The 12,737-nt window shown below is 31.0% G+C and carries 8 protein-coding genes and 1 pseudogene; 8 read left to right on the top strand and 1 reads right to left on the bottom strand.

Annotated features, from left to right (window positions below):
* Nucleotides 1–22: 22 nt before the first annotated feature.
* The 8 genes from FZ940_RS05225 (at nucleotide 23) to FZ940_RS05260 (ending at nucleotide 12,453) form a co-directional block, all read left to right on the top strand.
* Nucleotides 23–748: a tRNA 2-selenouridine synthase gene (locus tag FZ940_RS05225; RefSeq protein WP_262367600.1), complete on the top strand. Its 726-nt coding sequence runs from the start codon at nucleotides 23–25 to the stop codon at nucleotides 746–748.
* The gene (locus tag FZ940_RS05230; RefSeq protein WP_085657902.1) at nucleotides 749–886 is read left to right on the top strand and encodes a diadenosine tetraphosphate hydrolase; all 138 of its coding nucleotides are present in this window, start codon (nucleotides 749–751) and stop codon (nucleotides 884–886) included.
* A gap of 147 nt (nucleotides 887–1,033) precedes the next feature.
* On the top strand, nucleotides 1,034–1,657 hold the full coding sequence (locus tag FZ940_RS05235) for a tRNA 2-selenouridine synthase (RefSeq protein WP_148821797.1): 624 nt from the start codon (nucleotides 1,034–1,036) through the stop codon (nucleotides 1,655–1,657).
* A complete protein-coding gene (locus FZ940_RS05240) occupies nucleotides 1,658–5,203 on the top strand; it encodes an Mbeg1-like protein (RefSeq protein ID WP_187422139.1) in 3,546 nt (1,181 codons plus the stop codon).
* A gap of 24 nt (nucleotides 5,204–5,227) precedes the next feature.
* The gene (locus FZ940_RS09450) at nucleotides 5,228–8,911 is read left to right on the top strand and encodes a hypothetical protein (protein ID WP_187422140.1); all 3,684 of its coding nucleotides are present in this window, start codon (nucleotides 5,228–5,230) and stop codon (nucleotides 8,909–8,911) included.
* A 3-nt stretch (nucleotides 8,912–8,914) separates the two neighbouring features.
* The gene (locus FZ940_RS05250; RefSeq protein WP_148821799.1) at nucleotides 8,915–10,270 is read left to right on the top strand and encodes a thioredoxin reductase; all 1,356 of its coding nucleotides are present in this window, start codon (nucleotides 8,915–8,917) and stop codon (nucleotides 10,268–10,270) included.
* A gap of 71 nt (nucleotides 10,271–10,341) precedes the next feature.
* Nucleotides 10,342–11,091, top strand: a complete 750-nt coding sequence (locus FZ940_RS05255; protein WP_148821801.1) for a 3-deoxy-D-arabinoheptulosonate-7-phosphate synthase — start codon at nucleotides 10,342–10,344, stop codon at nucleotides 11,089–11,091.
* Between the two features lie 3 nt (nucleotides 11,092–11,094).
* Complete coding sequence (locus FZ940_RS05260) at nucleotides 11,095–12,453, top strand: thioredoxin reductase (protein ID WP_148821803.1); 1,359 nt, start codon at nucleotides 11,095–11,097, stop codon at nucleotides 12,451–12,453.
* Between the two features lie 58 nt (nucleotides 12,454–12,511).
* Here FZ940_RS05260 and FZ940_RS05265 read toward each other — a convergent pair.
* Nucleotides 12,512–12,737, bottom strand: a pseudogene (locus FZ940_RS05265) (hypothetical protein); the annotation flags it as partial.

The following is a 12,737-nucleotide window of genomic DNA, read 5'->3' on the forward strand; positions in this document are numbered from 1 at the left end:
CATCTAAGGATAAAATCCTTAGATGAACTTCTTGACTTCATTATGTGAAATTCTTAGATTTTTGATTGTTTATTTTAAAAATTTATTTATGAAATTTACTGCATTTATATTACTACTTCTAACAAGTATATTTTTAATAGCTTGCTCAGCTAATCAAGCAAACAAAAAGATAAGTAACTCTGAACTAGAAAACTTAGCTAAACAATATGGTGGAGTATATATATTTGATGAGAAATTTGAGAAAGAGATAGAGAGACAAGAACAAATAAGAGATAGTAAAAGAAAAGAAATTTTAGAGAGAATAAAGACAATACCTAATAAAAATGAAAGAAATCAAAAAATGAGAGAAATTTTAAAAACAGAGTTTTATGATAATCCAAAAATGGATCAAACCCTCTCAAATGGTAAAAAATACTACACTCGTTGGATAGATTATGAAAACCAAATTGGTAAGAAAGCCAAAACTTCTGAAGTCTATATAAATAAAATAATTGAGTTTATAGGTTTAGAAAATTTTAACAAAGAAAAACCATATTTAGATTTAGGAAAATTATATGTAGATGATAATGGAGAAATAGTTCCTATAAGCATAGATGTTTGTTATGAAACATATAGCACTAAATATGGCTTATTTGGAGATGAAGGAATGGGAATAAGCTTTAGTAAAAAAAGTATAGTTCCAGTAAGTGGTGGAAACAAATTCATTCTAATAAATAATAAATTTATAAAAGCAAACAAGGACAAGTAAGTGCAAACTAAAAAATCAAATAAAGAGCTAATAAATTGCTTTAAAGACTATATTGATATAGCTGATGCAAGTTATGCAATGCTTCATAATGTATTTGAGAATGAAAGAAATGGACTTGATGAGCTTTATGATAAATGAACTAAGCTATAAAAATACTTGAAATAAATTTTTATCTGCATAATAAATTTTAATAAACCCCAAACAGCACATAATAAATTAATAATATTATAAATACAATAACAATAAAATATCCAAACTAAAATTTCAAACACAAAAGGATAATTAATGAAATTTCTAGCTATAACACTCTTACTTCTAACAAGTATATTCTTAATAGCTTGCTCAGCTAATCAAGCAAATAAAAAGATAAGTAACTCTGAACTAGAAAACTTAGCTAAACAATATGGTGGAGTATATATATTTAATCAAAAATTTGTTGATGAGATAGAGAGAAGAGAAAAAGAAAGAAGCGATTATATGGATGATTTCTTTAAAAATAATAAAAGGAATTTTAAAAGAGCTGACTTAGAAATCATGGATCAAAAATTCCCTCAAACCCTCTCAAATGGTAAAAAATATTATACTAGTTGGCTAGATTATGAAAGAGATACTGGTAAAAAAGCAGAAATCCCTGAAAAGTATATAAGTAAAATAAAAGAGCTTATGGGCAATGATAACTATAAAAAGTCACCAAATAGACCAATATTAGTAGGCTTCTATGAAGATAATAATCAAATAGTACCTATTGAATTATCAATGTCTTATACATACTATAAAACTAAATATGGACTATTTGGTGATGAGGGAATGGGAATTAGATTTAAAGATGAAGAGAGAATTTTTATACCAGGTGGAAACAAATTCATTCTAATAAATAATAAATTTATAAAAGCAAACAAGGACAAGTAAGTGCAAACTAAAAAATCAAATAAAGAGCTAATAAATTGCTTTAAAGACTATATTGATATAGCTGATGCAAGTTATGCAATGCTTCATAATGTATTTGAGAATGAAAGAAATGGACTTGATGAGCTTTATGATAAATTTGGTAAAGATAATGTCCCTGAAAATATCGTAAATTCTTATAGAGAAGACGAAAAGAAAAAGCCTATTTGGAGATATGCGGATGATATTACCAAGGGAGGCACAATAGAGGAGCTTTCTGAGAAAGCAAAGAACAACGGTAAAAAATTTGGTGAACCTACTGCTTATGCCCTTTGCATAGAAGCTAGATTTATGTCAGATAAATTTATAAAAGATCCCAATGGTGAAGAAAATGAAAAACCAAAAAAATTAGAAAATAATGTTAAAAGATTTATTACAACTCCAACTGATAAAAATGGTAATAAAGCTAATCCTAAAATTTTCTACGCCCCTGAATCCCTCTCTCCTCGCACAAAACTATTTGTCAATCGCTATGAGCTAGTAAAGCACATACCTAATCAAAAATCAGGTTTTAGCTCAACTATATTTTATGATACGCTTAAGTCAAACTATATAATAGGCTTTAGAGGAACAGAGATGAAAATAAATGATCTCTTAGATGATGCCTTTATGGCTATCACATCAAGAGCGCTTATGCAAATATCTGCCTTAAAATCACTTCAATCCTCTATGCAAGAAGCTATAAATTCTCATAGTCAAAACTTAAGTGGCTTAGATAACACCGCCAAAGACATCATCCTATCAGGTCACTCATTAGGAGGTCATCTGGCTCAAATATATGCAGTAACCTTTAAAGATAGCGGAGTAAAAGAACTTTATACTTATAACGCTCCAGGAATTTATGGTGGTATATTAGCTTCAGCTTTTACTTGGAGCTTAAGGCTTCTTAGCTTTGTAGCCAAAGCCATAGCAAAAGGTGCAAGATGGATAGCAAGAGTCATAGACAAAGATGGCTTTATAGGAAAGATGGTAGGCTCAGTCTTTAATAAGATAAAAGGGATGTTTGGCTTTAAAGATGATAAGAGCAGCGTAGATGAATACGTAGATGTAGTTAAAAATAATGAACAAGCTCAAAAGACTCTTGCAGATAAAAAAGTGAGCTCCAATATAAATAAGGCTAGCAAAGAAAAAGACATAGACATAGAGATACATCACGTAGAGAGCGTTAAGCAAAGTATAAATAGAGATGAAGATAGCTTTTCAAAAGATGTAGCTGTTTTGATAGAGCCTACCTTTTCAGTCATATCTGATCTAGGCTATAAGCTAGGCATAGATACAACTGGCGAAGTAAAGTATGAAAATACCGAGAATAGACACTTGGTGAATATATTAATTAGATCTCACTTTTTAAAAGAGAGTGTTTTGGTTTTATATATGTTGTGCTATCTCTTGGAAAACAAAGAAAATGAAGCCAAGATAGAAGGTAAAGATATAGCTGAAGCATTTGATTATCTAAATGAATATATCCAGTCGCTTAAATTTAAACTAAAATGCATAAGATCGAAGTTAAATTTGGATGTAAATATAGATGATATAAGTGATGCTTCTATGCTAGATACGCCTTTATATATCTTTTATGCTTATTTAAATCTCTTTTACGAATATGGCAAATTTAGTGATGAAAATTTCAAGCAAGATATGGTCGGGTATATAATAGAAAATTTAGGCAGCAACATAGATAAAAATAGCAACAAAGAAGCACATCTAGTAAAGATACTAGATATAGATGATCTAGATAAACTAGATGCGACAAAGATAGTAAGTGATGCTAGAGCCGATGATATAGATATGCTAGTGGCTATTTGTGCTTTGAATTTATTTGTATTTGAAAAAAAGATAGATGTAAATGAGCTTGGTAAATACTTCTCTTATAGCAAAAACATCTATAAAAATATAACGATACTACGAGATAATAGAGTGGATATAGCAGAGGCTAGCATCTTTGTAAAAGATAGAATAGATATGCTAAAGAGCATAATAAATCTAAAATATGCGGATCTAGCAAAGCTAAAAGAAAATGAAAATTTTTTAGCTAGCATAGACTCTAATGACATAAGCTCTAGCGATGAAGCCATAGTAATAGCCAATAATAAATCCGCTCAAAATAATGATGATGTGGCTTACAATAATAAAGTAGCAACCGATGATATAAAAGCTCTTATGAATGAGAGCGTGGGAAGTATCTTTTATAAAAATAACGATACTCTTAGTGTAAGTGCAGTAGATAAAAGTATAGTCGATGTTGAGGTATTAAAGGAGATATTTAAGCTAGATAGTAAAAATATGAATCAAAGAATATATCTAAACTCTGCTCTTTTGTCTAAAGCCAATGAAGAGGAGGATTATCCACTTTATTTTAAAGACGAAAAATATAATAGTGATGAGAATATACCTCTAAATTTTACTCATCAGCCAAGAGATGAGGATAAAGATATAGGAAGGCTAAATGTTGCTTATAGAAATTCTCAAGCAAATATATTAAATTATTCACTATTAAATAAGAGTCTAAATATCAATCTAAAACCAATGAGCAAAAAGACTAAAGAGGCTCTTTCAAATTTAAATCAAAGGCAAAATTTACAAAAAGATAATCAATCTAAAGAAATTTCATCTACTGCGACTTCATGCCCTGTCATAGAGGATGACACTATCATTTGCCCACATGGCGGTCATGTGATCTTAAAAAGTAGGGCAGGTAGGAGCATAAGATCAGACGAACAAGGCGTGATACTTGATGTTGATTTTATAAACTCGCCGATAGTAGGCTGCTCAGCTAGGATCCCATGCGTCGTAGTAGCTTATGTGCCAAGATCAGCACTTAGTCTAAAAAGTATGAATGATCACTACGCTGTAATGCAAGATCTAGTGCCAAACTGCCTAAGCAACACCGGCTCTTCACTAAGGTGCATAAAAAAAGAGAATAAACTTAAACTAGAGCATAGTTTAAGTAATCCTATGTTTGAGAATAATAACCTTGCCGTACAAAATCCAAATTTAAATAAGCCATTGATCAGACTTCATATAAAAGCTTTTGCTTCTCAAATAGATAATCTTTTGGTAACTACCTATTATCTATTTGATAAAAAATTTGAAGATAAAAATGGCTTTAGCAAGATCAAACTCAATTTAGATGAGGGAAGAGACGTAGAGGATAAGAATTTAAAGGCTCTTTTAGCGGATAATTATGACGATAAGCGTTATGACATCAAAGAATTTAAACTAAGATATGGAGTGGATAAACTGAATTTGATATTTGTAGTTCCAAAGAATTTTAGCTCTCTTGATAAAGAGAACTACAAAAAGGCAAATAGCCCGGAAAGTGGGGTAGGCTTTTTTGCCAGTTTAGATGAATTTAATAGTTCTAATATAGAAAAGAATAGACGTACTTACACTTATGTTTTTATGTCTCCAACTGGAGCTAAAAGCATAGAGCTTGAGATAGCTAAAGGGCTAGATAGTGGCTATACAAATGACATAAACACAACTAGCTTTGTAATGCTTGTTAGTTGATAAATTTAAAGAGAGGGATCGTTCTTGAGATTAGATAATACAAAAATTATTAGAAGCATAGAAGACTTGCTTGACGCATTTGATGTTTTTGCTGACAAATATCAAAACATAACATTTTATTGTCGCGATTTAAACCATTTTCATGATACCAATATATTAAATGGAGATGCTTTATATAACAAGACAATCGCTAGGCTATACAATCACAAGAAAGCCAATAAAAATGTGCTTATAAAAACATATAAGTATTTAGAAAAGTCAAATTTATTTAAAAGCGAAAAAGCTGTTAACACAACCAATAAGATAGCAATCAAAGATATTGATATAGATGTAGAGGTTCTTAGTAAAGAACAAGATGTAATAGCAGAATTCGTAAAAGAGCTAATAGAACTTGCAAATAATGGTAGAAGCAAAGACAATAAGATTAAAAATTTTGACGATGCATCTAGCCAGTTGGTATCTAACTATAAAAATATAGAGACAAATTTTGAGGCTATATTAGATAAGCTAAAAAATTCGCTAATCAACAAAACCAATACAATACTAAGTCGTGAAAATTTTGATAAAAGAGATGAAACCGTAAAGGCCATAGAAGAGAGCTTTAAAAATATAAAAGAAAATCTCAAAAAAGCTTCAGATGATGGCAATAAATATATTTTAAAAGAGATCACAAAATTTCTAATCAATCTTGTCGACATAAGCGATATAAAAGGATCGTTTAAGCCGCTAGCTTTATTGCTGGCAGCTCCAGAGGCGATAACTACTACTACAAATATAATTGACTTTTTAAACAAAAGGGGCTTTTACGCGTTTTCTGGTCCAGCCGCTAGCTTGCTAGCTACTAAATTTGGCTTTATACTAGGTCTATTAAACACAGTGTCATTTAATAATATATTGGTTTTTACAAATAACGATCAAAAAAGTGGAAAATTTATAGATTTTTCATGCTTTGATATAACAGCCACTAAAGCCAAGAGCAATTATGATGAGTATATTGGTATTTGTTCTGATTTTATTTTAGAGGGCGACGAGCAAAGCTTATTTGACGCTAGAGTAAGCAAAAATGAAAATGTAGACAAGTCTAAAAATATATCTATATGTAAAAACGACAAGAACAATAGCGAAGAGAGCTTACTTAAAAGGATAGAAGAGTGCGTGATCGCAAATAGAGCAAATTTTGTCTATATGCAATATCCATTTTTTAACTCTTTCAAATTTGCAAATCTCCTAAAAGACAAATCCCTAACAACAAAAGACGATACTCACAATACAAATAATAGTAGCGGCATCTCTAAAAACTATCTTGTCGTCTCAAACGCCCCCATGAAACTAAACGCAAAGCTAAACGAGCACCTTATACAAAACATCTTAAGCTATAAGATAGAAGATAGTATAAACAGAGTTAGCGGTAAAAAGATAGTTGATCCCAAAAATGTAGGCAATGTAAAAGACTATAGTCAGTACTCTATACAAATAGGTGCCAAAAACGATGAAGACCTTTATCTTTTAAGCTTAAGTCCTTTTACGAGAGTTATTAACTCTAGGCTTGCAAAATTTGAAAAGGATATAGAGGAGTATAACTCATATATGAAAGGTGTCAAAAATTTTCATGGAGGTGACGCAAAATCAGTAGAGGTTTTAAACACCACTTTTAACGCAAAATACAAAAAATTTAATGAGGCAAATTTATATCTAGGTCGCATAAATAGACACTTTAAAAACGCCAAAGATATGGAAGAGATAGTTAATAATGAAGAGGAATTTTTAAAAGCCAATATAAAGGAATTTGAAATTTTCTTTTCAGGCTTAAATTCAAACTTGAAACATGATAAAGTGGCTTATTTTTTAAACCAATACTTTAAAATGCCTAATGAAGGGATGGAGAGTTTTGAAGCAATAGCTGATGAATCTTACAATCAAGTTTCTATAAGGACACATTATTACTACCCTGCTACAAAAATATTTCTTCTAGTGATGGGCTATTATGTCATAAGGCAGATATTTGATAGCTCTATTATTGAGCAAAAAGGATTAAAATTTTCATATCTTTCATCAAACTATGAGACACTAGAGATATTTGGTGAAACACTTAATGTTCTTTACGAAAACACATATTATATACAAGAAAATAATGCTATTGTGCCTATTTACTTCTTCAAGCAAACAAAAGAAGCAAAAAAAGAACAAGATGCTATCTGTATAGAAGAGATAGTAGAAAAAATAGAGCAAAGCCATGTAAGAAATGGTGAAAATATACTAGACGATGACTCCTATAATGAGCTAAAAGAGCTTCTTAAAAATTCTACCGGCATAGACGGAGAAAGCATAGATGATAAGAATTTTGAAAAGTATATTAAACAGATAGATGATGATGAGTATAAATATACTATAGATATATCTTTAACATCAACATTAGATGATGCCCTATATGATATATTTCCATTTTATGGCTTTTTCATAGACAAGTCTGACGATATAATGAAAAAAGTAATTGACGCTGTGTTCTCAGGTGGTAAAGGCAATATCTTTAAGAATATTTTTATGGAGCTAATAGGAGAACTAAAAGTATTTAGTATGCTAGGCGAAGCGCCAGTTGCAAAACTAGTTCACGAAAACAATAAAAAAGCCTTGAAAAAAATCAAACAAACAGCATTTGCTGGAGTGGTCAAAGTAAAAGGCAACCAACTTCTCTATACATATGTAGATAACAAAAAAAAATCCAAACACAGCATAAAAAAAACAAAACAATGGATAGATGAATTTGAAGTAGGCATAAATGTAAAAAGACAAATAGCTATAAGTGCTGGTAAAAAATTTTTAAAAAATAGCTTAAAAACTTATGCAGAAACTTTAATACAAGCTGGATTTGGCTTTTTAGTAGATAGTTTTTTCATCAACACCTACGAACAACAAAAAAGATCTTATGAACTAATACTTCATAAGTATTTCACAAATAAATTTAATGATACCTATGCTGTTAAGAATATATCTTATGAACCTTATTCAAATAAAACAAGTGAATATACCTACTATCCTATAGAGATATACTCATCTTTTATAAATATAGATCTAAAAAGAACTATCATAGGAGGAAGACTATCTAGTGGAGGACTAGACTATCATAACTTCTTCTACTATGATATAAATACCACTACAAACAAACTAGACTCTAATCTATCTAAAGATATAAGCCTAGATACTATGATATCTTATCTATGTCTAGATGAGCTAAGAACAGATAATAAAACTGATGAAGAGTTCTTTAATAACCTTAACAAAAGAAATAAAAAACTAGCATATTCACCAAAAGAGCTTATGCTACAAGGAGTTAAAACATTGCTAACAATAAGTCCATCAAACTCAATAGATATAAAACAAAGAGATGAAATTTATGAGATGTATAAAGCAAATAAAAGTACCTCAAAACAAGCCCTGCCAATAGACAAATACAACGAAGCTATGGAGATACTAGAAGACTTTAAAAATGGAAATTTAAATACCAATGTATGTGAAGTAGATAATAAATCAAGAAGACTACTAAAGGCATTAGATGTGATAGGCAATAATAATGTAAAGGGTATGTATGTGGGGTGTAAGGATAATTATAATAATGGTAAATTTAACATTTCAAAACCTATAATCCCCCCACGCCTAATAGGTCGCCTAGCTACTACCATAATAATGGAAGATGGTCTATATATAGGATAAGCTATGAAGAAGATCATATTTATCATCATAGCTCTTTTAGCGGTCATAGTAGTAGCAGTAATAAGCAAAGGAAAATTACAAGATAAAGGAAATTTAATGGATAACAATAATACATATATAGTTATAGCTCCAAATGGAGACAAGATAGAATTTGACAAAAAAACAAATTTAATAGCTTCAAAAAATATTGCAAATGATGAAGCTTACCTAAAAGAAAAATCCCAAATGCTCCTAGACTCCCGCTCCATCCTAGACTCATCTCCATATAAAGACTATAAACCACTATACTATAATCCTAAACCAAATTCTCTAGGTCAAACAGACTATCTATCATTTAAGCCTTGGCTAGATATTAGCTATAAATCAAGTTCAAACAAGATAGCTCCTTGGACTAAATCAGAAAAAGCATATTATGAAAGTTTAAAAGATAAAAGAGATAGATATATCTATCTAGTAAAAAGAAGCAATCTAAAATGCACTATGATAGATATACCAGATGATGCTATAGGTAGAGTAGATAGCAATGGAAAACTAACAAAGCCTGAGTATGCTGAAATTTATGATGAAGTAGATAGAAATAAAAATACACTTAAATCAGAACTCTTTATAGGAGAGTGGGGAATTTGTGCTGGAGTATTAGGAGATAGTGAATCACTAGGCAATGGAAATGAAGGTGGATTTAAAGCAAGAGAATTTCAAGCAGTATTTTTAGCAGCCCAACTAGGAGAAGTAGAAGCATTACATGTATTAGCAGATTGCTTTAAATACTATACATATACAGTTGGAGTAAATAAAAATTTAGACACCTACACGAAAATTCTTAAACTATATAAAAATCCACCACTAGATGAATATGGCATGATGCCTTATCTTGATGAGATAGTAGGAAGCTATTTCGTGATGGATTTTAATAGGGACAATTTGGTAGTTATACCAAGTGGTGGTTTTCATGCTGGACTAAGGGAGATAGTAGAGGAAAAAGGTGAACTATTAGATCCTAGAGACATCGATGCAAATGAGACTACAAGAAATGAATTTGATAACTTTATAAAGAAAGTTCTAGATGACAATAAAGAGGATTTTAAAGGTGGGTTTCCTGCGGAGTGGGATGAAAGAAGACTATCTCTTTACATCGACTCCACCCTCCTAGAATCCAAAATAATGTCTCTAACTCCACCTGAAGGTTATCCTAATGCACCATACTATAACACACCAGAAGAGCTAATAAGACTATATGAGGCTGGTAAATTAGACAAAAAGCTAAATCCTCTAACGCCAGTAATGTATAGAGATAGTTTTCCTGAAGATTTGAGAGCCAAGATATTATCTTATGCTAAAGAGCATAATATAAAGGATTAGGAATAAATTTAACATCTATAGCTCTGCATAGAGCCTCCTATGAAAAACTAGAAGAAAACTACAACGAAATAATGCACACAAGATACACATATAAATTTAATGAAGCTTACGCACTAAATAATATCTCATATAAACCTATGTCTATAAAAGAAGCTTATGATAAAAATAGTACAAATAGCTATTGCTACTATCCAGTAATGATCTATCAAAACTATATAAGCCTAAATTTAAATAGACTATTTCTAGGAGCTAATATAAGTAGTGGAGGATTAGACTATAACTCATTTATCTACTATGATATAAACAATAAACAAAGCAAACTCTCACATAACCTTGCTTCAAAGCTAGCACTAAATAACCTTAGTACTTATCTATGTTTAGATGAACTAAGAGGAGCTGGTAATGAGATAGATGCAAACTACTTTAATTATGCAAGAAGTAGATATATTAACTCTGATGTAGAGATAAGAGGATTAAATTTAGATGTTAAAGAAGAGAAAGAAATTTATAGTGCCTATAACAAAGATGACAACCAAGATGGATATAGTTTCTCTTCTGCTATAAAAGCCTACCAAAAAGCTGTAGAGATAATAAACAAATTTAAAAAAGGAATCTTTAACACTAGCGATGAAAACAACCACTCTAATCTCTCAAGAGATCTGGTAGAGGCTCTTGATACTATTGGCAACAATAACATTAAGGGCGTGTATGTGGGGTGTAAAATAGAGCACGGAAAAAGAACAAAAGAGAATATTCCTCCTCGTCTAATCGGTCGTCTAGCTACCACCATAGTCATGGAAGATGGTCTTTACATAGGATAAAAGATGAAAAAGATTATATTTACAGCTTTAGCTATCTTAGTAATAGCTATATTACTAATAGTAGTAAATAAAAGAATGAATAAAGGAAATTTAATGGATAACAATAATACATATATAGTTATAGCTCCAAATGGAGAAGAGGTATTATTTGATAAAAAGACAAATTTGATTGTTTCTAAAACTAAAGATGACAATACAACAAAGTATTTTGAGGAAAAATCTAAAATGCTCCTTGAAGCTCGCTCCATCCTAGACTCATCTCCATATAAAAACTATAAACCACTATACTATAACCCTAAACCAAATTCTTTAGGTCAAACAGACTATCTATCATTTAAGCCATGGCTAGATATTAGCTATAAACCAAGCTCAACTAAACTATCACCTTGGACTAAATCAGAAAAAGCTTACTATGAAAGCTTAAAAGATAAAAGAGATAGATATATCTATTTAGTAAAAAGAAGTAATCTAAAATGCACTATGATAGATATTCCTGAAGATGCAATAGCTAGAGTAGATAGTAAAGGCAAACTAACTAAACCAGAATATGCTGAAATTTATGATGAAGTAAATGCTCACAAAGGCACATTAAAATCAATGCTCTTTTCTGCAGAGTGGGGAATATGTGCTGGGATACTTGGAAATCCTATGGGCTTTTCATATGGAAATGAAGCAGGCTTTAAAGCAAGAGATTATCAAAGAATTTTCTTGGCAGCTCAATTAGGAGTAGTAAAGGCTTTAGAATTTTTAGGTGATCTATTTGAATATCAAACTTACAATATAGGTTTAAACAAAAATTTACAAATGGCAGAAGAGTTTAGAAAACTATTTACTAATCCTCCACTAGATGAATATGGTATGATGCCTTATCTTGATGAAATAGTAGGTAATTACTTTGTGATGGATTTTAATAGGGGCGGGATAGTGATTAATCCTACAGGATCAATGCATAGAGTTTTAAGAGAACTTGTAGAAGACAAGGGCGAGCTATTAGACCCTAGAGACTTTGATGCCAATGAGACTACAAGAGAAAAATTTGTCTCTTATGTTAAAAAAGAACTGCCAGAATATGCAGAAATTTTTTCTGAAAAAGGCTATCCTGCTAATTATGAAGATAGAGACATAGGCCTTTACATCGACTCCACCATCCTAGAAGCCAAAATAATGTCCCTAACTCCACCTGAGGGCTATCCTAATGCACCATACTACAACACGCCAGAAGAGCTAATAAGACTATATGAAGCAGGTAAATTAGACAAAAAGCTAAATCCACTAACACCAGTAATGTATAGAGAAAGTTTTCCTGAAGATCTTAGAGCTAAGATACTAAGCTATGCCAAAGAGCATAATATAAATGATTAAAGAATAAATTTAATATCTATGGCTCCAAACGGAGCCAAATTCAAAGACATAGGCGTCTCTATGATAACCGGCCTAATAGAACTTTATAAAACCTCATATGAAAAACTAGAAGAAAACTTTCTCTATACATTACTGGTGTTAGTGGATTTAGCTTTTTGTCTAATTTACCTGCTTCATATAGTCTTATTAGCTCTTCTGGCGTGTTGTAGTATGGTGCATTAGGATAGCCCTCAGGTGGAGTTAGGGACATTATTTTGGCTTCTAGGATGGTGGAGTCGATGTAA

The organism is Campylobacter concisus (assembly GCF_902460415.1).
GTDB lineage: Bacteria > Campylobacterota > Campylobacteria > Campylobacterales > Campylobacteraceae > Campylobacter_A > Campylobacter_A concisus_Y.

Excerpts from the sequence above, each read along its gene's own strand:
- FZ940_RS05250 (WP_148821799.1), top strand. The coding sequence starts at position 8,915 with ATGAAGAAGATCATATTTATCATCATAGCTCTTTTAGCGGTCATAGTA.
- FZ940_RS05260 (WP_148821803.1), top strand. The coding sequence starts at position 11,095 with ATGAAAAAGATTATATTTACAGCTTTAGCTATCTTAGTAATAGCTATA.
- FZ940_RS05235 (WP_148821797.1), top strand. The coding sequence starts at position 1,034 with ATGAAATTTCTAGCTATAACACTCTTACTTCTAACAAGTATATTCTTA.
- FZ940_RS05225 (WP_262367600.1), top strand. The coding sequence starts at position 23 with ATGAACTTCTTGACTTCATTATGTGAAATTCTTAGATTTTTGATTGTT.
- FZ940_RS05255 (WP_148821801.1), top strand. The coding sequence starts at position 10,342 with ATGCACACAAGATACACATATAAATTTAATGAAGCTTACGCACTAAAT.